25 protein-coding genes and 1 riboswitch are annotated in these 24,717 nt (G+C 58.7%); of the genes, 20 read left to right on the top strand and 5 right to left on the bottom strand.

Annotated elements, in window-relative coordinates:
• Window positions 1-47: 47 nt before the first annotated feature.
• Entirely contained in the window at window positions 48-554 is a 507-nt protein-coding gene (fabA, locus tag BM069_RS06585) for a bifunctional 3-hydroxydecanoyl-ACP dehydratase/trans-2-decenoyl-ACP isomerase (protein WP_093321988.1), read from the bottom strand.
• A gap of 195 nt (window positions 555-749) precedes the next feature.
• Here fabA and irrA point away from each other — a divergent pair, with 195 nt between their 5' ends.
• Entirely contained in the window at window positions 750-1,166 is a 417-nt protein-coding gene (irrA, locus tag BM069_RS06580) for an iron response transcriptional regulator IrrA (RefSeq protein WP_093321984.1), read from the top strand.
• An 80-nt stretch (window positions 1,167-1,246) separates the two neighbouring features.
• Window positions 1,247-2,239: an NADPH:quinone reductase gene (locus tag BM069_RS06575; protein ID WP_093321981.1), complete on the top strand. Its 993-nt coding sequence runs from the start codon at window positions 1,247-1,249 to the stop codon at window positions 2,237-2,239.
• Between the two features lie 6 nt (window positions 2,240-2,245).
• On the opposite strand, the gene BM069_RS06570 is transcribed toward BM069_RS06575, so the two are convergent.
• Both BM069_RS06570 and BM069_RS06565 read right to left on the bottom strand, forming a co-directional pair.
• Window positions 2,246-3,775 carry a phospholipase D-like domain-containing protein gene (locus BM069_RS06570; protein WP_093321978.1) on the bottom strand — a complete coding sequence of 510 codons (1,530 nt, stop codon included), beginning with the start codon at window positions 3,773-3,775 and terminating at the stop codon, window positions 2,246-2,248.
• A complete protein-coding gene (locus BM069_RS06565) occupies window positions 3,766-4,635 on the bottom strand; it encodes a hypothetical protein (protein WP_093322801.1) in 870 nt (289 codons plus the stop codon). The genes BM069_RS06570 and BM069_RS06565 overlap by 10 nt, the downstream gene beginning before the upstream one ends.
• Window positions 4,636-4,758: 123 nt before the next feature.
• Here BM069_RS06565 and miaB point away from each other — a divergent pair, with 123 nt between their 5' ends.
• From miaB to BM069_RS06500, 13 genes are all read left to right on the top strand, one after another.
• A complete protein-coding gene (gene miaB / locus BM069_RS06560; protein ID WP_093321976.1) occupies window positions 4,759-6,108 on the top strand; it encodes a tRNA (N6-isopentenyl adenosine(37)-C2)-methylthiotransferase MiaB in 1,350 nt (449 codons plus the stop codon).
• Window positions 6,109-6,337: 229 nt separating this feature from the next.
• A complete protein-coding gene (locus tag BM069_RS06555; protein ID WP_425288666.1) occupies window positions 6,338-6,913 on the top strand; it encodes an OmpA family protein in 576 nt (191 codons plus the stop codon).
• Between the two features lie 11 nt (window positions 6,914-6,924).
• The gene (locus BM069_RS06550; protein WP_093321973.1) at window positions 6,925-7,224 is read left to right on the top strand and encodes a hypothetical protein; all 300 of its coding nucleotides are present in this window, start codon (window positions 6,925-6,927) and stop codon (window positions 7,222-7,224) included.
• A gap of 179 nt (window positions 7,225-7,403) precedes the next feature.
• Complete coding sequence (locus BM069_RS06545) at window positions 7,404-8,438, top strand: PhoH family protein (protein WP_093321970.1); 1,035 nt, start codon at window positions 7,404-7,406, stop codon at window positions 8,436-8,438.
• Window positions 8,439-8,484: 46 nt separating this feature from the next.
• Window positions 8,485-8,976, top strand: a complete 492-nt coding sequence (ybeY, locus tag BM069_RS06540; RefSeq protein ID WP_093321968.1) for an rRNA maturation RNase YbeY — start codon at window positions 8,485-8,487, stop codon at window positions 8,974-8,976.
• A 30-nt stretch (window positions 8,977-9,006) separates the two neighbouring features.
• Window positions 9,007-9,891 carry a hemolysin family protein gene (locus BM069_RS06535; protein WP_093321965.1) on the top strand — a complete coding sequence of 295 codons (885 nt, stop codon included), beginning with the start codon at window positions 9,007-9,009 and terminating at the stop codon, window positions 9,889-9,891.
• Entirely contained in the window at window positions 9,884-11,398 is a 1,515-nt protein-coding gene (lnt, locus tag BM069_RS06530; protein ID WP_093321963.1) for an apolipoprotein N-acyltransferase, read from the top strand. The genes BM069_RS06535 and lnt overlap by 8 nt, the downstream gene beginning before the upstream one ends.
• 36 nt (window positions 11,399-11,434) lie before the next feature.
• Window positions 11,435-11,483: riboswitch (SAM-SAH riboswitch) on the top strand.
• Between the two features lie 7 nt (window positions 11,484-11,490).
• Window positions 11,491-12,672, top strand: coding sequence for a methionine adenosyltransferase (gene metK / locus BM069_RS06525; RefSeq protein ID WP_093321960.1), 1,182 nt, complete (start codon window positions 11,491-11,493; stop codon window positions 12,670-12,672).
• 177 nt (window positions 12,673-12,849) lie between these two features.
• Window positions 12,850-13,707, top strand: a complete 858-nt coding sequence (locus BM069_RS06520) for a bile acid:sodium symporter family protein (RefSeq protein ID WP_093321957.1) — start codon at window positions 12,850-12,852, stop codon at window positions 13,705-13,707.
• 69 nt (window positions 13,708-13,776) lie between these two features.
• Complete coding sequence (gene trmB / locus BM069_RS06515) at window positions 13,777-14,499, top strand: tRNA (guanosine(46)-N7)-methyltransferase TrmB (protein WP_093321955.1); 723 nt, start codon at window positions 13,777-13,779, stop codon at window positions 14,497-14,499.
• Window positions 14,500-14,624: 125 nt separating this feature from the next.
• Window positions 14,625-15,971 carry a 3-phosphoshikimate 1-carboxyvinyltransferase gene (gene aroA / locus BM069_RS06510; RefSeq protein ID WP_093321952.1) on the top strand — a complete coding sequence of 449 codons (1,347 nt, stop codon included), beginning with the start codon at window positions 14,625-14,627 and terminating at the stop codon, window positions 15,969-15,971.
• 3 nt (window positions 15,972-15,974) lie between these two features.
• Window positions 15,975-16,583, top strand: a complete 609-nt coding sequence (locus tag BM069_RS06505) for a (d)CMP kinase (RefSeq protein ID WP_093321949.1) — start codon at window positions 15,975-15,977, stop codon at window positions 16,581-16,583.
• 113 nt (window positions 16,584-16,696) lie between these two features.
• A complete protein-coding gene (locus BM069_RS06500) occupies window positions 16,697-17,863 on the top strand; it encodes a fasciclin domain-containing protein (protein WP_093321947.1) in 1,167 nt (388 codons plus the stop codon).
• 7 nt (window positions 17,864-17,870) lie between these two features.
• On the opposite strand, the gene BM069_RS06495 is transcribed toward BM069_RS06500, so the two are convergent.
• The gene (locus tag BM069_RS06495; RefSeq protein ID WP_093322798.1) at window positions 17,871-18,260 is read right to left on the bottom strand and encodes a winged helix-turn-helix transcriptional regulator; all 390 of its coding nucleotides are present in this window, start codon (window positions 18,258-18,260) and stop codon (window positions 17,871-17,873) included.
• A 138-nt stretch (window positions 18,261-18,398) separates the two neighbouring features.
• On the opposite strand from BM069_RS06495, the gene BM069_RS06490 reads away from it, so the two are divergent.
• The 4 genes from BM069_RS06490 to BM069_RS06475 all read left to right on the top strand — a co-directional run bounded on the left by BM069_RS06490 (window position 18,399) and on the right by BM069_RS06475 (window position 21,492).
• Window positions 18,399-19,040 carry a nitroreductase family protein gene (locus tag BM069_RS06490; protein WP_093322796.1) on the top strand — a complete coding sequence of 214 codons (642 nt, stop codon included), beginning with the start codon at window positions 18,399-18,401 and terminating at the stop codon, window positions 19,038-19,040.
• Between the two features lie 119 nt (window positions 19,041-19,159).
• Entirely contained in the window at window positions 19,160-19,435 is a 276-nt protein-coding gene (locus tag BM069_RS20015; RefSeq protein WP_342028840.1) for a DUF6525 family protein, read from the top strand.
• Window positions 19,436-19,602: 167 nt separating this feature from the next.
• Window positions 19,603-20,448: an alpha/beta hydrolase gene (locus tag BM069_RS06480; RefSeq protein ID WP_139216160.1), complete on the top strand. Its 846-nt coding sequence runs from the start codon at window positions 19,603-19,605 to the stop codon at window positions 20,446-20,448.
• A 150-nt stretch (window positions 20,449-20,598) separates the two neighbouring features.
• The gene (locus BM069_RS06475; protein ID WP_093321942.1) at window positions 20,599-21,492 is read left to right on the top strand and encodes an AraC family transcriptional regulator; all 894 of its coding nucleotides are present in this window, start codon (window positions 20,599-20,601) and stop codon (window positions 21,490-21,492) included.
• 44 nt (window positions 21,493-21,536) lie between these two features.
• Here BM069_RS06475 and BM069_RS06470 read toward each other — a convergent pair whose 3' ends face one another.
• A complete protein-coding gene (locus BM069_RS06470; RefSeq protein WP_093321939.1) occupies window positions 21,537-22,514 on the bottom strand; it encodes an HAD family hydrolase in 978 nt (325 codons plus the stop codon).
• A 453-nt stretch (window positions 22,515-22,967) separates the two neighbouring features.
• Here BM069_RS06470 and rpsA point away from each other — a divergent pair, with 453 nt between their 5' ends.
• Complete coding sequence (gene rpsA, locus BM069_RS06460; protein WP_093321934.1) at window positions 22,968-24,647, top strand: 30S ribosomal protein S1; 1,680 nt, start codon at window positions 22,968-22,970, stop codon at window positions 24,645-24,647.
• Window positions 24,648-24,717 lie beyond the last annotated feature (70 nt).

Raw genomic sequence — 24,717 nt, 5'->3', positions numbered from 1 at the left:
AAAAAGAGGCCCGCAGGCCTCTTTTCCAATTCCAAATGTCGCGCAGCTTACTCTGCAGCCAGACCGACGCGCATGTCTTTGACGGCGTAGATTTCTTCGCCGTCAGCAAAGACTTTGCCATTTGCCACACCGAGTTTCAGCTTGCGGTCGATGATGCGGGTGAAATCCACGTGGTAGGTCAGCATTTTGCGGTCGGGTTTGACCATGCCTTTGAGCTTCACTTCGCCCACGCCCATCGCCATGCCCTTGCCGGGCATGCCGCGCCAGCCGAGGTTGAAGCCGGTCAGTTGCCACAGGCCGTCCAGACCCAGACAGCCGGGCATGATCGGGTTGCCGGGGAAGTGGCAGTCAAAGAACCACAGGTCCGGTGTGATGTCGAATTCCGCAACCACATGGCCTTTGCCAAATTCACCGCCGTCTGCGGAGATGTCGGTGATGCGATCCATCATCAGCATCGGCGGCATTGGCAGTTGCGCGTTGCCAGGGCCGAAGAGTTCGCCACGGGCGCATTTCAGCAGGTCCTCTTTGTCAAAGCTGGTGGGGTGGTCGGCCATGCGAGAGTCCTTGTCGTTTTTACGTTTTTCTCAGGGTTTCGTTCCGTCTAGCACCTGCGGGCGCGATCCCGCAAGGCGGCTGTGACACTCGGTCCGGCCCCTTGCGACTGATTTTCATTTGAACATATGGGGCTTGGCGGGGTATAAACCCTGTCAGGCAGGCGCATCTGCGCAGTAACCCCATGGGAATACAGCATGATTGACCAAGCGACCCGGAATGGCACCGACTGGCTGGCATCGGCTGGATTGCGTCCGACGCGGCAGCGTGTCGCTCTGGCAGCGTTGCTGGTGGGGGATGGCAATGACCGGCATGTGACTGCCGAGAGCCTGTTTGCCTCGGTGCGCGCGCATGGCGACAGCGTGTCGCTGGCCACGGTCTACAACACTCTGCGCGCCTTTTGCGAAGCAGGGCTGATGCAGGAGATCACGGTGGATGGCTCCAAGAGCTATTTTGACACCAATACGCATGATCACCCGCATTTTTTCTGGGAAGATGACCGGACGCTGACCGATGCGCCGGCGGAGCAGCTGCAAATCGCGCAGTTGCCGGATGTGCCTGAGGGCGCGGAGATCGCCAAGGTCGATGTGGTGATCCGACTGCGGCGCACCTGACGTCGGGTTCTTTATCAATAGCGACAATTGTGACTTTGGGCGCGCTGTGAAAGCATGGCGACCAACGAGGGAGATGTGTCATGAAAGCAGTGGTTTGGACGGCCTTTGGGCCGGCGGCGGATGTGTTGTCCGTTCAGGATGTTGCGATGCCTGTGGCGGGCGAGGGAGAGGTTCTGGTGCGGGTGGCCTATTCCGGCGTGAACCCGTCTGATTGTAAGGCGCGTGGTGGGGCGCGGCCCGGTGTGACCAAGCCACCGTTTGAGATGATCGTGCCGCACAGCGACGGGGCAGGGGTGATCGAGGCGGTGGGCGCGGGTGTTGACGCAGGTCGCGTAGGCGAGCGGGTTTGGCTTTGGAACGGTCAATGGCAACGGGCCTTTGGCACCTGCGCGGAGTTTGTTGCGGTTCCGGCGGAGCAGGCAGTGGCCTTGCCCGACAGCGTGTCGTTGGAAGACGGGGCCGTGTTGGGCATTCCGGGGTTGACCGCGGCGCAGACGGTTTTTGGCGGCGGCGATGTGGCCGGCCAGACCGTGTTGGTCTCGGGCGGCGGCGGTTCGGTTGGGTATCTGGCGGTGCAGTTGGCCGCGTGGGGCGGCGCGCGGGTGATTGCGACTTGCGGTGCGCGGGATTTGGACCGTGTGAAAGCGGCCGGTGCGGATGTGGTGCTGGACTATGCCAGCGCGGATTTGGCGGCGCAGATCATGGCGGCCACTGATGGCACAGGCGTGGATCGGGCGGTGGAGGTCGAATTGGGGCCAAACCTGCCGATGCTGTGTGACGTCATGAAGCCATTGGGCACAATTGCGGCCTATGGGTCGGCCAAAGATATGGCACCGCAGATGCCGTTCGGACCGATGCTGTTTAAGGCGCTGAAGCTGGACATCACGTTGATTTATATCTTGCCGTTGGCAGAGCGGACCGCGGCCGTCGAGAAGCTGCACGCAGCTTTTGCAGCTGGGGCTTTGGCGTTTGAGACGCCGCATGTGTTCGCTATGGAGGATGCCGGCAAGGCGCACCAGATGGTTGAGGCAGGCGGACGCAAAGGGGCGGTGCTGGTCAAGACATCGCGGTGATACGGATCACGTCAGGCCTTCGAGCCCGAACCATTGAGGTAAAACCGACAGGAAGCGCCGCCAAAGGGTCGCATCGGGGTCCGATGTGGTTTCGCGGGTTGGCGCACCTTGTGGTGTGTGGGACCAGATCAGTGATGTCTCGGAGGCTGTGACCCGATAGGCGAAATTTTCGAGGTTTTCGTCCAAGTCAGCGAGCAAAGCCCGCGCATAGGCCGGACTTTGCACAAGAAGGCCGATTTCGGCGTTGGTTTTGATGGAGCGTGGATCAAGGTTGAGCGAACCGACCAGAACGGAGTGGTCATCAATAATCGCCAACTTGCTGTGCAGGGTGATGTCGGGTGCATCACTTGCGTGCATGAGGCCAAGCGCCTCGACGGCGTCGTGGCGGATTTCATAGAGTTCAACGCCTGCGGCCAGCAGTTTGGATCGATGACGGGCATATCCTCCGTGCACGTAGGCGTGATTTGTCGACGCCAGTGAATTGGTCACGATGCGGAGGCGCACGCCTGACAGTGCAAGGCGTTCATAAAATGCGGCGCCGTAGTTCTCCGGAACAAAATAAGGGGTGATCAGCGTGACTTCATTTCGGGCCGCACCGATGGCTGCAAAAAAGGCCTCTCCCAACACATGGGGGCCTTTGCCGTTGGGATTTCTCAGCTTTTCCGGCGGGTCGGCAATCACTTTTGATGTGCCGCGGTAAGGGGCAATCGTGCCGTTCTCGATTTGCTGCAGGTATGGCGTGTCTATCGCCTTGCGATAGGCCTGCACTTCGCGGCTCTGTGGATCAAATGTCCACTCAGAAAGGGCAATCTGCGGGGGAGGTGGCGCGGATTTGGGGAGCAGCGTGTGGACAGGAAGCGAGTAAGGATCGTTCCAGTAGCTGTCAAACACAGTGTTGATTTCGGCCACGTCCGACCCAAAAAGAGCGAGGTCGTAGTCGGCAAATACCTCTGTAGGTTTGAGCGCATAGTATTCGTCGGCAAAGTTGCGTCCGCCCACGATGCCCATGACATTGTCCACCACAAAGGTCTTGATGTGCATACGGCGATTCACCCGCGCGAAATCCCAAACGAACCCCATGGCTTTGGGAGCGTTGCGCGATGTTGGGTTGAAAATGCGGAGCTCAATGTTCGGGTGTGCGTCAAGCACGGCGAGGTCTTTGTCGGATGCCGTGGTGAAGACGTCATCGACCAGCCAGCGCACTCGCACACCGCGATCTGCTGCGTCAAACAGCCGGTGTGCGAGAATGGCGCTGGCAGTGTCTGATTTTATCAAGAAAGTGGAGATGTCGATGCTGTGCTCGGCTTTTTCAATCATCCGCAGACGCATGCCGAGCGCGTCGGTGCCATTGTTCAATTCGAAATAGGCTGAATCGGATCGCAGAGAAAGAGCCTCAATCACGTCAGAACGGGAGGTCACGGTTTGGCTTGTCGCGAAAGACGGCTCGCGCGGCGCATCAAACGGCACTTTCGCACAGGCGGTGAGAGCAAGCGCTGCGAACAGTAGAAAGCAGAACGCTCTCGGGGTCAGAACCATTGCCCCGGCTCCATCAGGCCGAGATCAAGCAGTTGGCGGGAATGCCATTCAAAGGGCACGGAGTTGTGCCAGCGGTACTCCTGCACCGCAAAGGTACTGCCAGGATTGGATTTGAGCGCTTTGGCTGTTCTGAAAGAGCAGACCGCCGCGGTCAGGTTGTTGTGCCACGGGCAGGCGTAGGTGTTGTATTCCTCATCCGAAAACGTGAAATCGTCGCGCAGCTGCAATCCGGGTTTGGCGCGGAACAGCGAGATGCGGTCGATTTTCCGTTTGTCCGCGGGGATGTGTTCTTCAAACCGCCAGCGCAGGCCGCCAAAAAAGTTCAGCTGTCGCTCTTTGGGATGGTTGTGATTGTCCGCATCGTTACGCGCCAGCGCGTAGTAGCCGGAACGGTCCAATTGCGCGTCCTCAAGAGAGACCGCGTTGGGCGCTTTGTTGAGATCCGGCGCATAGAGGTCGATCACATAGGTCAGCATCGCGTCGCGACGTTCTTCGGTATGGAAGGTCAGCATTTCGCCAACGGTGCGGGTTTCGCAGAAAGGAAACAGCAGATATTCGGCGTTGAAGCAGTAGTAGATCCACTGGCCAGTCGCTGCTTCGTTGATCGCATTGACCGCCGCCAACACGTTGCCCCCCCGTGGGTCTTCCATACGCACCCTCAGGCAGGTTTCGGCCAGATCTTCGGCGAGCGCGAAGGCGTCGGGCATGAAGACCACAACCTTGAGAAATCCCAGATCGATGTGGTGACGGATTGTGCTGTCGATCTCGACGTCATCCTCGACAAAAATCAACGCGATCGGCCCCTTCGCCAAAGCGGATTTCTCCTCGCGGATCAGATGGTTGATTGAGGTGTAGATCATGCCTGGCCCCTGGGTGCGTCTTTTGCGCCTGCTGTGGCCAAAATCGGTTAAAATGCCGTGCATTGCAAGCCGCACCGCTTTTGATGTAGGGAGGCGCCTTGAAACCGCAGCAGGAAGCCCGTGATGACCGACTCTGTCACTGAAAAGACCTCTGAGAAGAAGAAGCTCTTTATCAAGACCTATGGCTGTCAGATGAATGTTTATGACAGTGAACGCATGGCAGAGGCCATGGGCGGGGCGGGCTATGAAACCACCGAGACCCCTGATGATGCGGATATGATCCTGCTCAATACCTGCCACATTCGGGAAAAAGCTGCGGAGAAAGTTTATTCCGAACTGGGTCGTTTCAAGGGATTGAAGGCAGAGAAACCGGACCTGAAAATTGGCGTGGCAGGCTGTGTGGCTCAGGCCGAGGGTGAAGAAATCATGCGCCGTCAGCCGCTGGTGGATCTGGTTGTCGGCCCGCAGGCGTACCACCGCTTGCCGGAGATGGAAGCCAAGACACAAGAAGGCGTGAAGGCGCTGGACACGGATTTTCCAGAAGAAGACAAATTTGAGCGGCTGAAGAGCCGCCCAAAAGCCAAGCGGGCACCGGCAGCGTTCCTCACGGTGCAGGAAGGCTGCGACAAGTTCTGCGCCTTCTGCGTGGTGCCCTACACCCGTGGGGCCGAAGTTAGCCGTCCGGTGGATCGGGTGCTGGCGGAAGCGCGCGATCTGGTTGAGCGCGGGGTGCGGGAAATCACGCTGCTGGGGCAAAATGTGAACGCCTATCACGGGGCTTACGGCGACGGAGACATGACGTTGGCCGGCCTGATTTGGCAACTCGACAAGATCGACGGGCTGGAGCGTATCCGGTTCACCACAAGCCATCCCAACGACATGATGGATGACCTGATCGAGGCGCATGGGACCTGCGAAAAACTCATGCCATACCTGCATTTGCCGGTGCAGTCAGGATCCAACAAAATCCTCAAGCGCATGAACCGCAGCCATGATCGTGACAGCTATCTCAAGTTGATAGAACGCATCCGCGCGGCGCGTCCGGACATACTGTTGTCCGGGGATTTCATTGTCGGTTTTCCTGAAGAAACCGAGCAGGATTTTCAGGACACGATGGACCTGATCGAAGAGGTCAAATACGGACAGGCCTTTAGTTTCAAATACTCGACCCGTCCGGGCACACCGGCGGCGGAGCGGCCGTTGGTGGATGACGCCGAAGCCAGTGACCGGCTTTACCGGTTGCAAGCGCTGATCACCAAACAGCAACGTGAGATCCAGGACAGCATGGTGGGCCGCGAGGTCAGCGTGATGTTCGAGCGCGCGGGGCGGTTTGAAGGCCAAATGGTTGGCAAATCTGAATATTTGCACGCGGTTCACGTGGCCGAGTCCGGCGCCAAAGTCGGCGACATTGCCAAGGTGAGAATCGTGGAAAGCGGTCCAAATTCGTTGGGTGGCGTGCTGTCGGGCGATTGATCGCAGTCTGGAAACAGTTTTCTCGACTTGCTGGGATTGGTCAGGCGACCGTCATTTTGAGGCAAAGTTGAGCCACAAATTTGCCATTTTTTTGAGGGCTGGCCCTACCTGCGGGGCATTAGTCCTTGGAAAAATTACGATTTCCGGTAATCTCCTGTCCATTGGTTGGACGCGATGCTGCGTGATTTCATCGTGTCGCGGCCTTGGGGGATAGTGAGAGGAAGGCGTTTTGGCGGAGAAAATCAAAAAAACGGTCCGTGCGGCATGTGCTGGTCTTGCTGCTGCCTGTGTGGCGCTTGTGGCCGTTGCTCAACCCGCCGCTGCTCAGACGCAGCGTACGGTTTTGGGTCAGGAATATGTTCCGACGGTTTGGGTTGATCCGGACGGTTGTGAACATTGGGTTATGGATGACGGCGTTGAGGGCTTTATGACGCCCCACGTGAACCGTCAGGGCATTCCCGTTTGCCGACGTGGCAATGTCTGCGGAGTCATGAACTCTGATCAGTTCTTTGCGACCGACAAATATTATATCAATTCGGCCAACCGGCAGAGTCTGGCGCAGTTCTTTCAGAACGCGACCGCTTCGGCGTTTATTATCGCCGGACACACAGACAGCCGTGCGAGCGACGAATACAACATGCGTCTGAGCTATAACCGTGCCAACGCGGTGGCCAAAGTGGGCCAGCAGGCAGGGGCGCGCATCGTGGATGTGCGTGGCTATGGCGAGCGGATGCCGCGGGCGTCGAACCGCTCTGCATCCGGCATGGCGCAGAACCGTCGCGTCGAAATCATTTGTTTGCGCTAAGGAGAGAGAGAATGAAATTGATCAAAGGCGCTCTCCTTTTGTCATTGGCCGTGGGCGTGTCGGCGTGTACCGACAACAAAGTCGACAAGACCGTTGACCGCGGGTTTGACAGCAAACACCTGAGCCAGTTGAAAGCCGGTATCTGGGTGGATCCGAACGGCTGTGACCATTGGATTATTGATGACGGTGTTGAGGGTTATCTGTCCCAACGTCTTGACCCTTATGGCAAGCCGGTCTGTTCCAATGCGGCGCCTCCGGGTGTGGCGACCGGACCGTTCAAGAGCGGGTCCGCGTTTAAAGACCAGATCTGATCTGGATCGCATTAAGGTTTTGGGCCGCGCCTTCGGGGGCGGCCTTTTTCGTTGGACGGGCGGAAAATTGCGCCATTCAAACAAATTTCATTGGCCAGCGCTTGCACCTTGGCGGGCAAGTTGGCACGATCATAGATACAACATCTTGTTCCCAGGAGATCTGATTGCCCACAGGTGCGATGACCCCGCCGCCAGCATCCGAAACAGCCAAAGAGACTTCGGTCGAGTTTCCGGACAACCGCCTTTTGATCGAGCTTTGCGGAGAGTTTGACCGCAACCTCGCGGATATAGAACAGAAAATGGGTGTGCAGATCCTGCGCCGAGGCAACCATCTGGCTGTTTTTGGCGAAGATGCCGCGCGAGCCGAGACCGTGGAGGTGCTACAATCCCTCTATGATCGGCTGGAGAGCGGCAAGTCCGTCGAAGGCGGCGACATTGATCGCGAGATTCGCATGGGGGGCTCGGAAGAGGGCACCGGCGTGCGGGACGGCGATCAGATGGAGATGTTCAAAGGCGGTGCGGTCGAGATCAAGACGCGCAAAAAGCTGGTTGAGCCCCGTACTGACGCCCAGAAAGCCTATGTTATGTCGTTGTTTAACAACGAGTTGGCGTTTGGCATCGGGCCTGCGGGCACGGGCAAAACGTATCTCGCTGTGGCTGTAGGTGTCAGCATGTTCATCTCTGGGCAGGTGGACCGGATCATCCTGTCGCGGCCTGCGGTGGAGGCGGGCGAGAAGCTTGGCTATCTCCCCGGTGACATGAAGGACAAGGTCGATCCCTATATGCAGCCGCTTTACGACGCGTTGAATGATTTTCTGCCCGCGAAACAGTTGGGCAAGCTGATTGAAGAAAAGAAGATCGAGATCGCGCCCTTGGCATTCATGCGCGGGCGGACCTTGGCAAATGCGTTTGTGGTGTTGGATGAGGCGCAGAACGCGACGACGATGCAGATGAAGATGTTCCTGACGCGACTGGGCGAGGGGTCGCGGATGGTGATCACCGGTGACCGCAGCCAGATCGATTTGCCGCGCGGGGTGCCGTCGGGCCTGAAGGATGCGGAGCGTTTGCTGTCGGGCATCAAGAACATTAGCTTCAACTATTTCACCGCCGATGACGTTGTGCGTCACCCGTTGGTGGCAGCGATCATCAAGGCCTATGACGCAGACGCGATGCGCGCTTTGGCGGACAAAGAGAAGAAAGAGAAAAAGGCGTGACGGGTCTGCACTATGGCTCTTTGTCAGGCCTGACTGCAGGCGTTGTATGCTGACCGATACACTTATTGAAGACGACCGCTGGGCGGCGTTGGATTTCGCAACACTGGCAGAGACTGCGGCGCAGGCGGCTTTGACGCATCTGGCACTTGATGCGGACGATTGGGAAATCGCTGTGCTGGCTTGTGATGATTCCCGCATTGCCGAACTCAATACCGAATTTCGCGACAAGCCGACACCGACGAATGTTTTGAGCTGGCCGAGTGAAGAGCGCGGTGCGGAGGCGGATGGTGACACGCCACATCCACCGCAGGGGCCGGACACGGAGTTGGGCGACATTGCCATTGCCTTTGAAACCTGCGAACGGGAAGCGGAAGCGGCGGGAAAGCCGATGGCCGAACATGTCACACATTTGGTTGTTCACGGGGTTTTACATCTTCTCGGCTATGACCATATCCGTGACAAAGATGCCACTTTGATGGAAGGGCTGGAAACAGCCATACTTGGCAAAATGGGGTTTTCGGACCCATATGAAAGTTGAACGGGGACAAATCCCCAACGGAAAGGACCAATGGGCGACACCATAGACGGGTCTTCTAACGCGGCGCTGAGCGCGCGGCCGGAAGGTCAAAAAGAGAAAAAGGGCGGCTGGATAGCACGTCTGTTTTCCAAATCCGCAGAGATGCCGGCAACCAGCAATGGTGTGCGGGCGGATGTGACACCGACACCCCAATCCCACGGAATGATCAACCTGCGTCGCATGCGGGTCGAAGACGTTGCTGTGCCCAAGGCCGACATTGTCGCCGTGCCCAATACGATCAGCGAGGCGGAACTGTTGCAGGTTTTCCGTGATAGCGGGCTGACGCGTTTGCCGGTGTATGACGGCACGCTGGATACGCCGATCGGGTTTGTTCACTTAAAGGATTTCGCCCTGCGCCACGGATTCAACGGCGATGCGGGGTCGTTGGAAATCGACCAGATGTTGCGGCCGTTGCTGTTTGTGCCGCCGTCTATGGCGATCGGTGTTCTGTTGGCAAAGATGCAGTCGGAACGGCGGCATATGGCGTTGGTGATCGATGAGTACGGCGGCGTGGATGGTCTGGCAACAATCGAAGACCTGATCGAACAGGTGATTGGCGAGATTGAAGACGAGCATGACGCCGAAGAGGTGGATTTCTGGGTTCAGGAGCGACCGGGCAGCTATCTGGCGCTGAGCAAAACGCCTTTGGAAGATTTTGAGGCCGCGATCGGGCGATCTTTGACACACTATGCGGACATCGACCGCGAGGAGATCGATACTCTGGGAGGGTTGGTCTTTGTTTTGTGTGGCCATGTTCCCGCGCGCGGTGAGGTGGTGGAACTGCCGGACGGGATGAGTTTTGAGGTGGTGGATGCAGATCCCCGCCGTATCAAACGCCTGAGGGTTTTGTTGCCGGCGGACGCCGCCAATGGCTGACAGCGCTGTGGTGCAGCGCTGGCGGGCCGGTGGCTGGATGCATGGGGTGTTGTGTGTGCTGCTGGGCGGATTAGGCGCGCTCGGGCATCCGCCATTTGATCAGTGGTATCTGACGGTAGCCGCTTTTGTCGCGGTCTTTGGCTTTGCGCTGCGCGCAGAGCGTGTTCGGGATATGGCCAAGACGGGTTTCTGGTTCGGCTTTGGCTATTTTGCCGTTGCGTTGCACTGGATTGTCGAACCCTTCCTTGTGGACATTGCACGTCATGGCTGGATGGCGCCGTTTGCGCTGGTGTTCATGGCGGCGGGCGGAGCGATTTTTTGGGCGGCGGCTTTCGGGGTGGCGGGTTGGCTGCGTCGCGGTGGCTGGGCCGGCGCGGTTGCGCTGGCGGTTGCGCTGAGCGCAACGGAGCTGCTGAGGGCCTATCTTTTTACCGGCTTTCCCTGGGCGATGCCCTCTTATGTGCTGGTTGGGCAGGTGGCGGGGCAGGCTGCGGCCTATGTTGGGCCGCATGGGTTGAATCTGTGTCTGTTCCTTTTGGCTGCCGGTCTGGCGCTAGGTGCCGTGGCGCGGTGGCGCTGGATCTGGGGTGTGGCGGGGGCGGTGATGCTTGGCTTGTGGATCCCTGTGCCGCAGGCCGGAGAGGTGCCGGCGGATGCGCCTTTGGTGCGTTTGGTGCAACCCAATGCGCCGCAGCATCTGAAATGGCATCCGGACTATGTTTTGCAGCATTTTGAGCGGGCGCTGGCGTTGACCGCAGGCGGGGCCGATGCGCCTCAGCCGGATCTGGTGGTTTGGCCGGAGACATCGGTGCCGTGGGTATTGGAGACCGCTGGCGGGGCGCTTGAAGCTGCGGCAGAGATGGCCGGCGGTGCGCCGGTGGTGCTGGGTTTGAACCGCTATGACGGGCCACGGATTTACAACACTGTGGCTGTGATTGATCCGGCGGGAGAGGTGTCTGATCTATATGACAAACACCATCTGGTGCCGTTTGGCGAATACATCCCCTTCGGTGATTTTCTGGGTCGGTTCGGTCTGCGCGGCTTGGCGAGCCAGCATGGCGGTGGATATTCCGCCGGTCAGGGGCCGAAATTGATTGACCTTGGGGCGCTGGGGCAGGCGCTTCCGTTGATTTGTTACGAGGCGGTTTTTCCGCAGGACATGCGAGGTCCAGAGGCGCGGCCGCGCGTCATTTTGCACATGACCAATGATGCATGGTTTGGCAACTTCTCCGGTCCCTACCAACATCTTGCACAGGCGCGGATGCGGGCAATCGAGACCGGTGTGCCGGTGCTGCGGTCTGCCAATACAGGTGTGTCGGCGGTGATTGATGCGCAGGGCCGCGTGCTTGCGGCTTTGGCGTTGAACGAGGCGGGCGCTTTGGATGTGGCTTTGCCGCGCCTGTCCGACGAAACGGTCTATGCACGGACCGGAGATCTGCCTGTCGGGGTGTTGCTGGCTGTGCTCATCGCCGCTGGTGTGATCGTTCGACGCCGCAAAACGCATTGACCAATCGGTAAACCCCACGTAAGGGCTAGTTCTCATATGTTGTCACAACGGCTTCCTGACGTGGCGATCAATTTTCACTGGAGCACCCCCCCATGGCAAGAAACAATTATATTTTCACCTCCGAGAGCGTTTCGGAAGGGCATCCCGACAAGGTTTGTGACCGCATTTCGGACGCAGTTCTGGACGCGTTTTTGGCGGAAGAGCCTGAGGCCCGGGTGGCCTGCGAGACATTCGCCACCACCAATCGCGTGGTGATCGGCGGTGAGGTCGGCCTGTCCGATCAGGACAAGCTACATGAATACATGGGGCGGATCGACGAGATCGCGCGCGCCTGTATCAAAGACATTGGCTACGAGCAGGACAAGTTCCACCACGAGACTGTGGAAATCACCAACCTGTTGCACGAACAGTCTGCGCATATCGCGCAAGGCGTTGACGCATCGGGCGACAAAGACGAAGGCGCCGGTGATCAGGGCATCATGTTCGGCTATGCCACGACGGAAACCGACGCGCTGATGCCGGCACCGATCCAGTATTCCCACGCAATCCTGCGACGTCTGGCTGAAGTGCGTAAGTCCGGTGCAGAGCCGACATTGGGGCCGGATGCGAAATCGCAGCTGTCTGTGGTTTATGAAAACGGCACACCGGTGGGCGTCAGCTCGATCGTTTTGTCAACGCAGCACCTGGATGAGACCATGAGCAGCGCGGATGTGCGCGCGGTGGTGGAACCCTATATCCGCGAAACCCTGCCTCAGGGCTGGATCAGCGACGCAACCGCGTGGCACGTGAACCCGACCGGCAAATTTGTGATCGGTGGTCCGGATGGCGACGCCGGCCTGACGGGCCGTAAGATCATCGTGGACACCTATGGTGGTGCTGCCCCGCACGGCGGTGGCGCGTTCTCAGGCAAAGACCCGACGAAAGTGGACCGCTCTGCAGCTTATGCGGCGCGTTATCTCGCGAAGAACGTTGTGGCGGCTGGTCTGGCCGAACGCTGCACCATTCAGCTTAGCTATGCGATTGGCGTGTCCGAGCCGCTGTCCATCTACTGTGACAACCACGGCACCGGTGAGGTTGAGCCTGCGAAGATCGAAAACGCGATCCGTCAGGTCATGAGCCTGACGCCGCGTGGCATTCGCGAGAAGCTGCAACTGAACAGGCCGATCTATCAACGCACCGCGGCCTACGGCCACTTTGGCCGTGCCCCTGAGGCCGATGGCGGCTTTAGCTGGGAGCGCACCGATCTGGTTGAGGACCTGAAATCGGCGCTTTGAGGTCGCTGGTTTTGTGACATTGGAAAGCCCGTCGCGTTGCGGCGGGCTTTTTGTTTGGCGAGCCTTCAGCCAGTTGTGGCGAGTGGCAGACATACCCTCGCGGGCTTTCCCCAACGAAAACTTTGGTTTCACACCCTTTTTGTGCAAATCTCGCCTCGCGAATAGGGAGGACTATCAATGTTGATCGACGTGGCGCTGCCGCTCTCACTGGCTTTCATCATGTTTTCACTGGGCTTCGGCCTGACTTTTGCCGATTTCGGCAGGGTTTTGACCATGCCCAAGGCGGTTCTCACGGGGGTGGTGATGCAGATCGTGGCGGTGCCTTTGGTGGCCTATCTGCTGCTGTTTATCTTCAATTTGCCGCCAGCCATGGCCTTTGGGGTGATGATCCTATCGTTTTGCCCCGGTGGGGTGACGTCGAACATCCTGACCAAACTGGCTGGGGGTACGGTGGCCCTGTCGATCACGTTGACGGCTGTGGTGAGCCTTTTGTCGGTGGTGACGGTGCCGATCCTGGTGGCGTGGGCGGGGGCAACGTTCCTTGGTGAGGCCGCGCCAGAGGTCAATGTTTTGGGCATCGGGATGTCGATGTTTGCCATCACTGCCGTGCCGGTGATCATCGGCCTGCTGACTCGCTGGGTGGCAAGCGGCGTGGCGGATAAGATCGAGAAAATTGTGTCGGCTGTGGCTCTGGTGCTGTTTCTGGTGATTGTGGCCGCCGCATTGGCGACGAACTGGGATTTGTTCATGGCGAACATCTGGACGCTGGGGCCGGTTTTGATGCTGTTGAATGCGATTTTGCTGGTTCTTGGAGTGTATGTGGCCCGCGCTTTGGGGCTATCGGGGCCGGACGGGTTGTGTATCTCGGTGGAGATGGGTGTGCAGAACGCCACGCTGGGCATCACGGTGGCCGGCATGGTGGCGCAGGCCTCGGGCATTCCGGAGTTTGCGGTGCCTGCAGCGCTTTATGGCATCACAATGTATATTGTTACCATTCCAGGCATGTTCATCCTGAAACGCCGCTTTCGGGAGTGAAACAGCACGCCATCTTGACCTTGAGCGTCCCGTGCGGCAAAGGCACGGGCGATCCAAGCGAGAGAACCCATGTCTGACAAGCCCAGCGACACCCACCCATCCGGCGCCCCATGGCGCAACTTTTATGGCCGGTTCAAGGGCAAGGGGTTACGATCCTCGCAAGAGGCCTATCTGGATGAGGACTTGGCCAGGCTGAGCCCCGGGAAGGTGACATGGGAAGACAATCCTGAACGCGAGCACATCGATCTAGAGGCGTTGTTTGGCGGGCGTGATGTATGGCTTGAGATTGGCTTTGGCGGCGGCGAGCACATGGTGCATCAGGCGGTGCAGAACCCCGATGTGGGCATCATCGGCTGTGAACCTTACATCAACGGCGTAGCGATGTTGTTGGGCAAAATCCGCAAGGCGGGGGCTGACAACATCCGTGTGCATCCCGGCGATGCGCGCGACATGTTTGACGTGCTGCCGGATCAAAGCCTGAGCCGCGCGTTTTTGCTGTACCCGGACCCGTGGCCCAAAAAGCGCCACCATCGCCGCCGGTTTGTGACCCCTGAGCATCTGGAGCCTTTGGCGCGCAAGCTGAAGCCCGGTGCGATCTTCCGCGTGGCGACGGACATTCCCGATTACGTTCGCCAGACCTTGGAGCAGGTGCCCAAGCACGGCTTTGAGTGGCTGGCGGAGAAGCCCGATGACTGGCGCGAGCCGTGGGGGGATTGGATTTCCACACGCTATGAGCAGAAGGCGTTCCGCGAGGGGCGCACGCCGCATTATCTGACATTCAGGAAGGTGTGAGGGGCCAGCCCCTCGGCCTGCGGCCTCACCCCGAGGTATTTTTGGCAAAAGGAAGAGCGGGCGCATTTACGGACGGCACCTGTTGCGCTAACAGCGTATCCAAGAGCAAGAAGGATACGCGTATTATGTCCGGCCACGGCACTCCTATTCCGATGACTTCCCGCCCGTGCGGGCCTCTCAAGGGCGAGGCCAATGTGCCTGGCGACAAGTCGATCAGTCACCGCAGTCTGATCCTTGGCGCGATGGCTGTGGGGGAAACCAAAATCTCCGGCCTGCTGGAAGGGGAAGATGTCTTGGACACCGGTAAAGCGATGGCGGCGTTTGGCGCTGAGGTCATCAACCACGGCGGCGGCAATTGGTCGGTGCATGGTGTGGGCGTTGGCGGCTTTGGTGAGCCGGACAATGTGATTGATTGCGGCAACTCGGGCACTGGCGTGCGCTTGATCATGGGCGCGATGGCGACCTGCGATATCACTGTGACCTTCACGGGTGACGCGAGCCTGAATGGCCGGCCGATGGCGCGGGTGACAGACCCGATTGCGCTTTTCGGGGCGCAATCTGTGGGCCGCGCAGGTGGGCGTTTGCCGATGACCATCGTGGGGGCCAAAGATCCGGTGCCGGTGCGTTATGAGGTGCCGATGCCCTCGGCGCAGGTGAAGTCGGCGGTGTTGCTGGCGGGCCTGAATGCGCCGGGCAAAACCGTGGTGATCGAGAAAGAAGCGACGCGGGACCACACCGAGCGCATGTTGGCGGGCTTTGGCGCGGAGATTTCCGTGGAAGAAACCGGAGAGGGGCGTGTGATCACGCTGACCGGCCAGCCGGAGCTGAAGCCGCAGGTGATTGCGGTGCCGCGTGATCCTAGTTCGGCGGCCTTTCCGGTTTGTGCGGCGGTGATCACGCCGGGCTCGGATGTGTTGGTGCCCAACATCGGTTTGAACCCGACGCGGGCGGGCCTGTTCACCACGCTGCGGGAAATGGGCGCGGACCTGACCTATGAGAACGAGCGCGAAGAGGGCGGGGAGCCGGTGGCAGACCTGCGGGCGAAGTTCTCGCCGAACCTTATGGGCATCGAAGTGGACCCTGCGCGTGCGGCGAGCATGATTGATGAATACCCCGTTTTGTCGGTAGTGGCCTCTTTCGCTGAAGGTGAGACCGTGATGCGCGGCGTCAAGGAGCTGCGTGTAAAGGAAAGCGACCGTATTGATGCGATGGCCACTGGTCTGCGCCTGAATGGCGTCGAAGTTGACGAGGGCGAGGATTGGTGGATCGTCAAAGGGCTGGGTCACGGCAACGTGCCGGGCGGCGCGACCTGTGCCAGCCACTTGGATCACCGCATCGCCATGAGCTTTATGGTCATGGGCATGGCCGCGCAAAAGCCAGTGAGTGTGGATGACGGCAGCCCGATTGCCACGTCCTTCCCGATCTTTGAGCCGCTGATGGGTGGTCTGGGCGCGGATGTGGTGCGGGACTGAGCCATGAGCTTTACCATCGCGATTGACGGGCCAGCAGCGGCGGGCAAAGGGACAATTTCCAAGGCGGTGGCTGCGCATTTCGGTTTTGCGCATCTGGACACCGGTCTGCTCTATCGCGCGGTTGGAGCCAAGACGCTGGATGGGACTGATGCCATTGCGGCGGCGCAGGCTTTGGTCGCCGAAGATCTGGAGGCCGACAACTTGCGGTCGCCAGAGGTTGCGCAGGCCGCAAGCCGTGTGGCGGTGATTGCCGAAGTGCGTGCGGCGTTGGAAGATTTTCAGCGCGCGTTTGCGCGGCGTGCCGGTGGGGCGGTGTTGGACGGGCGCGATATTGGCACGGTGATTTGTCCGAATGCCGAGGCGAAACTTTTTGTCACTGCAAGCGCCGAAGTGCGCGCGGAGCGCCGGTTCAAGGAACTGGTTGATAAAGGGCTTGAGACCCGTTTCGAGACCGTTTTGGCGGATGTGAAGGAGCGTGACGCGCGGGATCGGGATCGGGCAGAGGCACCGATGGTGGCGGCTAAGGATGCCACTGTGATTGATACCTCCGCATTGTCTATCGATGACGCGATTGCAGCGGCTGTTTCGGCGATCGAAGCCGCGCGCGGCTGATCTGCACTGCCGTTCAGCTTAAAGGTGTGTCACATTTGCGTGATGTGCCTGCGGTATTGTGACCCCTGCAAAGCTGTCCTCCGTAGTGAAGCAAACACTCGGGGGAGAACGACATGTCTTTGCAAACGCTGTTTCCGACGATCGCGCCTATGATCCAGACCGGCTCCGGCACCCTGTCGACGGCGGGCGACTTTGAGGTGCTGGGGCTGGCGCTTGATGCGGCCAGCCTGAGCGGCACAGTGGGAGGTCTGGAGAACTTCACGCTCTTTGCGCCGACAGATGCCGCCTTTGCCAGTCTGGCGCAAAATCTTGGGTTTGACGGCGATCCGGAGGATGCAAGCGCGGTCTTCGGCGCAATCGCGGCAGCGCTGACGGAGTTGGCAGAGGACGACAATCCGATCCCGCTTTTGACCGACATTCTGCTTTATCACGTGACGCCGGAAGAGGGTGACCTGAGCGGATTCAATGCCGACGGACAGGTCGACACTTTGCTGGACGGGGCGGTGTTTGAGGTCACTGCTGGCACGGTTGTGGACGGCGATCCGGATTTTCAAAACGCGGATGTTGTCGCCGCAGATGTAGACGTCGGCGCAGGCACAGTACAGGTTGTGGATCAGGTTTTGCTGCCGCTGGACACACCGGCCGAAAGCGGTGATCCGACGTTGCTGGGATTGCTTGAGGAAAGCGGCGGCAGTTTCGACGAAAATCCCGACGATTTCGACATGTTGCTTACCGCCTTGCAGGTCACTGGGTTGGATGAGGCTGTGGATGATCCGGACGCAGAGTTGACTGTTTTTGTGCCGCCAGACAGTGCGTTCATAGCGTTCGCGCAGGATCTCGGTTATGAGGGCGAGGATGAAGCTGGGGCGTTTCAGACGATTGTGGATGCCGCAACGGTTTTGAACCCTGAAGACCCGCTTTCGGTTGTCAGCGATATCCTGACCTATCACGTAAGCCCAGGTGAGCAGGGCAGCGAAGTTGTGCTTGGATCAGAGGTTTTAGACACGCTTCAGGGCGGCGAAATCGGCGTCGATGGCGCAACCTTGGTGGATCAGGACCCAAACGCCACCGATCCGACAATTGTGCAGACTGATCTGGAGGCCAGCAACGGCGTGGCGCATGTGATCGATGCGATCTTGCGCCCTGATGATTTGCCGCCGGAAGACGAAGACGGCGACGGTGATGTTGACGTGACAGGCGCGGACGAAGGTGGCGATGACGACTTTTTCGCCGGACTTGGGTTGGCGGCTATGATGTTGTTGCTGATCTTCGTGGTCTGAGTCTTGATCAGGCGCTGGCCTTGGTGGGATTTTCCAAGTCATACGTTTCGCGCGCGGCGTCGATATTGGGCAGGTTGTTGAGCGCCCACAGGCCAAGGGTTTCCACAGGCTCTCGGAAGGATTGGCCGAGGTCGGTAAGGGAATATTCCACTTTGGGCGGGATGGTTGGGTAGTATTCCCTATGTACCAACCCGTCGCGCTCCAACTCACGCAGGGTCAAAGAGAGCATGCGCTGTGATATGCCGAGGTGGCGTTTGAGTTCGTTAAAACGCAAAGTCTCATAACGGGCAAGAGAGATCACGATCAGCACTGACCAGCGGTCGCCAACGCGGCTGATAACCTCGTTGATGCGGCTGCAATCCGGGCAGTTTCCGCCTTTGGCTGTGTCCTTGGGCATGGTGGTTCCCTTTTTGTGACCGGGTGTACGCAATGTGACTTCTTGCGGCGTTTTCCAGTTCTTCATATATCTCCGGTTACAGAAATATACCACCCCTTTAGGGCGCTCATGGTGAGCGCGGGCGGGGTGCAGGGAAAGATGACAATGAGCACATTGAAAGAGCTGATGGACTGGCGCTATGCCACAAAGAAAATGGACCCGGCGAAGTCGGTTTCCGAGGAAAATGTGGAGGCCATTCTGGAGGCCATCCGTATGGCCCCGACGTCCAGTGGCACGCAGCCGTTTGAGGTGTTTGTCGTGACCAACGACGACATGCGCGAAAAAATCCGGAAAGTGGGTTGGGACCAGAGCCAGATCACCGAAGGATCGCACTTGTTGGTTTTTGCCGCTTGGGACAACTACTCGGCGGAGCGTATCGACGCGGTGCGCGCTCATATGGAAGAGTTGCGCGGCGAAAACCCGATGTTGGGTCAGTACTATGAGAACCTCAAGTCGGTGTATTTGCCGCGCGAGGAGACCGTGAACCATGACCACGCCGCCCGTCAGGCCTATATTGCGCTGGGCTTTGCCATGCTGGCAGCGGCTGAGTTGGGCGTAGACAGCTGCCCGATGGAAGGGTTTGACGCCAACGCTGTGGACGAGATCATGGGCCTGAAAGAACTGGGCTTGAAATCGGTTACGCTTTTGCCGCTGGGCTATCGTCAGGAAGGCGCGGATTGGCTGCTGCCGATGCCGAAAGTGCGTAAGGCAAAAGACGAGATGATCAAAAAAATCGGGTAACTCCGGTTCAGAGATTTGAGCAGCAGCGGCGTCCGGATCGGGCGCCGCTGATTTGGTTTGCGGGGTTGTCTTAGGATTTATTGCAATGTAATAACATTGCATAAACTCCATCCAACACGATGCAATACCCTGCCATGTCCAAAAATCTCCAAAGCAGCCTTCGCCGCCGGTCTCGTCCAGGGGATACGATGAGGTCTTACGACGCCTTGCCCGCAGATCTGCGGTGCTGGTTGCGCGGGGCTGCTTTGCCTTGGAGCCCAGCTTCGGCAAAGAAGATATGGTTGAAAGCGGGCGGTGCGACGACGCCGCAGGCCGCGCTTGCCCGACTTGGGGCGGTTGAGTCGGCGATGTTAAAAAAGGACCGGTCCGCGATGGTTCTGCACCCAAATGCATGACCTTGCGCAACCTATGCGAGGCTGTGCTTTCGTTGCGGAATTAATTGACTAGGGTAAAGGCGCGGCCTCGAGCATGGCCTTGGATTTTGCTTCCCCTCAAGCACGAAATTTTTCTTTTGACCCAAATTTCCAGAAAACAGCGTTTGGTCAATCTTCATGCGCGTCTGATGCAGAAACCCTTGTTGGCAGCTTTGCCATGGCCTGCGGTTCTTCGGTCTGTTGCGGCGGTGAATGCGATGACTATGCATAAGGTACGCAGGGACGTGAGCTTTGAACCGGTGGCGGGACAGGCGGGGATGATCCGCGTGGCGCCGAACGGGCGGAAGTCGGGCAAGGCGGTGCTGTATCTACATGGTGGCGCATTCATGATCGGTGGTTTGCGGGACTACAAGGCCCTGTTGTCCGGGCTGGCCCATGCCGCTGGTTGTGCGGTTTATTTCCTTGATTACCGCAAGGCGCCTGAGCATCCTTTTCCGGCGGCTCTGAACGACGCCGAGGCGGCTTTGCGGTTTTTGCAAGAGGCCTATGGTGCGGCGCAGGTGTCGGTGGCGGGCGACAGTGCGGGGGGCTGTTTGGCCTTGGCGTTGACCCATCGTGTTTTGGCCAAGGAGAAGGCTGCGCCTTCCGCGGTCGCGGTGTTTTCTCCGGTGACGGATTTGACGGGGCGGTCGCCGTCCTTTGAGGCTAACGCCGCTAAGGACGCGCTATTGCCAAGACGTTTTGTGCTGCGTGGCAATGCGGCCTATGTCGGCGACGCGGATCCGCACAATCCGGAGGTGTCGCCGCTGTTTGGCACTTTTTCCGGCGGGCCCAAAATGTTGTTTCAGGTCGACAAGACAGAGCGGCTTTATGATCATTCCACCCGAATGGTGGCGGCATTGCAGGAGCAATCGGTGCCGGTGACATTGCGGGAAAGTGACGGTTTGATGCATTGCTATCAGATGTATAGCTCAGTGACGCCGGAGGCAGATCAAGCGCTGGCGGCGGCGGCGGCGTTTTTGACGTCTGAGTGAGGCAAAGAACGGTTAGCACAGTGCCGGTACGCACTTTTTTGAGTAAATACAGATCGTTTTGGGCTGATTTGATGCTGTTTCATCGCGCATTTTTGCCCATTTGTATCGACGGGGTTGGACTGCGCCACAACCGGCAATTAAATACAACCCATGAGCAAAGATCAGATCCGAGAGATCCTTGACCGTCGTCTGCAAGAGGACGGGCTGGTGGAGACGGCCATAAACGGCGTGCAATTGTTTCGCGTGACCTCGGCGATGCCCTGCGTTCCGGCGGTCTATGAGCCTTCGGTGGTGGCGATTGTCAGCGGCGCCAAAGAGGCGGTGCTGGATGGCGCGCGCCACGTCTATGACAGCGAGCGTTACATGTGTTGTTCTATGTCGATGCCAGCAGAGGCCGGCACACCGGAGGCGTCGCCAGAGACACCGTTGCTGGGCGTGTCGGTTTCGCTTGATACCCGCGTGATGACCGAACTTGCAATCGAGATGGAGAACGCGCCTCATGGGGTGCGCACGTCCAAGGGTGGAGCGGTGCCACAAGGGGTGGCATTGGCGCGGTGGGATGTCGGATTTTCAGACGCCTTGTTGCGGTTGGTGCAATTGACAGACTCGCCAGCCGATGCCGCCATGTTGGGAGCAGGGCGGCTGCGGGAATTGTATTTTGCGGTGCTCAAGGGGGAAGCAGGCGAGAGTGCGCGGCGGGCCTTTGGGGTTGGCAACGAAATCGCGCGCAGCATTGCGTTTCTGTCCACAAGGTTGGACGAAACCGTCACGATTGACACCTTGGCGTCAGAGGTGGGCATGAGCCGCGCGGTGTTTCACCGCAAGTTCAAACAGGCCACCACCATGTCCCCAATTCAGTTTGTGAAGTCGATGCGCCTGAATTCTGCGGCGATGAAGATCGCCCAAGGCGCGCCGGTGAGCACGGCCGCTATGGATGTGGGATACTTGAGCGCGTCACAGTTCAGCCGCGAGTTCAAGCGCGCCTATGGCCAGTCGCCCAAACAGTGGAGTCAGAACGCGGTCGTGCCGGAAGGGGTGGTGTGAGCGGGCCTTAGTCCCGCTCACGTATTTGGGGTAATTGCCGTGCGTTATTGGGCTTGAGCCGGAAATATCACCGCCCAGTCCTTGGCCATATCGGCGAAAACCCAACCGCGTTCGGGGCCTTCATCAAGGCCACGGTTCAAAACGCCGATGTGGCCTTCGCGATCGTAAGCGTATTCGCGATCGGCATCCGTGTGGTGCACATAGAGCGCAAAAGCGGGACCGTCGCCGGATGTGGTCCATTCCAGCATTTCAAAATCGCCGTCTGAGTTTCCTCCGGCAAAGATGGGGCGTTGCCCGATATGGTGGTTGATGGCGACGGGTTTGCCGGCTTTGTCATCATTAAAGAACAGCTCGGGTGATTTCATCAGCATCGGAGCGCCTTCTGCGACGATGTATTCGCTGACCAGCGAGGAGCCGACCACCTGTTTTGGCGGGATGCCATAGGCGTCGGGGGAAAGAACGCGGATAAAGTCGATGCCACCGCCGGATACGATATAGGTGGCAAAGCCTTCGTCGCGCAAATAGCGCAACAGTTCCAGCATGGGCTGATAGATCATCTGGTCATAAGGGCGACCGGTGTCGGGATGGCGGGCCTCTTTGAGCCAAGCTTCGACGCTGGCTTTGAAGTCGGTGACACTCATGCCGGTGTGGGAGGCCGCGAGAATTTCCAGCAGGCCGGATTTTCCTGTGGCGAGCATGCCTTCTACATCCCCAGCGGCGGCGGCCTTGAGCGCGTCAGAGGTGAGGTCGGCAGGGTCCATTTTCTTGGCCTGATCGACGGCAAAGGCAATCTGGAAATAGATCGGCTGTTCCGCCCAGAGTGTGCCGTCGTTGTCAAAAACGGCAATGCGGTCGGCGGGTGTGACGTAGCTGTCTGACGCGGGATCCGTGACGCTTTCGACGAAGCTGATGATGGCGGATTTGGTATCACCTGCGTTCCACGAGGGAAGCGGGTCGGCGAAACTCATACTGGCGGTTGTGGTCACAAGAAACGAAACGAAAAGAGAAAGAAGAAAACGCATTGGGAGGCTCCAAATGGGCGAAAACGGTCTTTGGGTTCAATGTCGCCGATATTGCATGAGCGGAGCCGATTTGTCCCGCGTGATTGTGGGTAGAAAAGGTGGAATTTGGCGGGCAGGGGCGCGGGGGTGCAAGGCGGCCGCCGCGCCAGTCGGGATTTTGCGCTGCCAGAGCAGATTGGCAGGTCGCCTCATGCCGAGAGATCGCATTGAGTTTGGCAGCAAGTTTCAACAGCCCGAATCCTCTTGCGACCCTCACAAAACAACGCTATATGGCGGCCTGTCTATAAGGCGCAAATGCCAGACACATCGAGACGAGCAGGGTCGCGCACATGCCGGCCCTTCTTTGTTTTTTGTGTTTTTCTCGATGATGGCGCGCCGCAGACCAATGGCAACCAAGACCGACGGAGACAACCGTGCGGCCAGATAAAACGTTTGAAAAGGAAATGACGCCACATGGCTGATACAACTATGGAGGAATTCGAAGCCCTCCTGCAAGAAAGCTTCGAAATGGACACACCCGAAGAGGGTTCTGTTGTCAAAGGTACGGTCATCGCAGTTGAAGCGGGCCAAGCCATCATCGACGTCGGCTACAAAATGGAAGGCCGCGTTGACGTAAAAGAATTCGCAAATCCTGGTGAAGCTCCCGAGATCGCTGTTGGCGACGAAGTGGAAGTGTACCTGCGCGCGGCTGAAAATGCCCGCGGCGAAGCGGTTATTTCTCGTGAGATGGCCCGCCGTGAAGAAGCATGGGACCGCCTGGAAAAAGCATACGCAGACGATGCACGCGTCGAAGGCGCGATCTTCGGTCGCGTCAAAGGCGGCTTCACTGTCGACCTCGGCGGCGCTGTGGCCTTCCTGCCCGGCTCGCAAGTTGACGTGCGCCCCGTGCGCGACGCTGGCCCTCTGATGGGTCTGAAGCAGCCTTTCCAGATCCTGAAAATGGATCGTCGTCGTGGCAACATCGTGGTTTCGCGTCGTGCGATCCTCGAAGAGTCCCGCGCCGAACAGCGCGCAGAAGTCATCGGCAACCTGTCCGAAGGCCAAGCGGTCGACGGTGTGGTCAAGAACATCACCGAATACGGTGCGTTTGTTGACCTCGGCGGCGTTGACGGCCTGCTGCACGTCACAGACATGGCATGGCGCCGTGTGAACCACCCCTCTGAGATCCTGACGATCGGCGAAACCGTTAAGGTTCAGGTCATCAAGATCAACAAAGAGACCCACCGCATCAGCCTCGGCATGAAGCAGCTGCAAGAAGATCCATGGGATCTGGTTGCTGCGAAGTATCCGCTGGAGTCTGTGCACAAAGGCCGCGTGACCAACATCACCGATTACGGTGCATTTGTTGAGCTCGAGCCCGGTGTTGAAGGTCTGGTTCACGTGTCCGAAATGTCTTGGACCAAAAAGAACGTACACCCCGGCAAGATCGTTTCCACCTCTCAGGAAGTGGACGTCATGGTGCTGGAAATCGACGGCGCCAAGCGCCGCGTTTCCCTTGGTCTCAAGCAGACCATGCGCAACCCGTGGGAAGTGTTTGCAGAAACACACCCCGAGGGCACCGAAGTCGAAGGCGAAGTCAAGAACATCACCGAATTCGGTCTGTTCATCGGCTTGCCTGGCGAGATCGACGGCATGGTTCACCTCTCCGACCTGTCTTGGGACGAGCGCGGCGAAGATGCGATCCAGAACTACCACAAGAACGACGTGGTTCAGGCCGTTGTCTCCGAAGTGGACGTTGACAAAGAGCGCATCTCGCTCTCGATCAAAGCACTGGGTGGCGACAAGTTCGCAGAAGCGGTTGGTGGCGTGAAGCGCGGCTCGATCATCACTGTGAACGTGACAGCCATCGAGGATGGCGGGATCGAAGTGGAATACGAAGGCATGAAGTCCTTCATCCGCCGCTCCGACCTGTCGCGTGATCGCGCAGAGCAGCGCCCCGAGCGTTTCTCCGTCAGCGACAAGATCGACGTGCGCGTGACCAACGTTGACAGCAAGACCCGTCGTCTTGGCCTGTCGATCAAAGCACGCGAGATCGCAGAAGAGAAAGAAGCCGTGGAACAGTATGGTTCCTCGGACTCCGGTGCATCGCTGGGCGATATCCTCGGCGCCGCACTGAAGACCGGCGACGAATAAGTCGACCTTCTTCTTTTGAAGCAAAAAGAAACCCCGCCGGAAACGGCGGGGTTTCTCTTTTGGGCGGCAG

Origin of the sequence: Shimia haliotis, assembly GCF_900114415.1 — a bacterium.
Taxonomy (GTDB): domain Bacteria; phylum Pseudomonadota; class Alphaproteobacteria; order Rhodobacterales; family Rhodobacteraceae; genus Shimia; species Shimia haliotis.
Note: the sequence above shows the minus strand (reverse complement) of the source record. Positions and strands in the feature narration are given on the sequence as shown.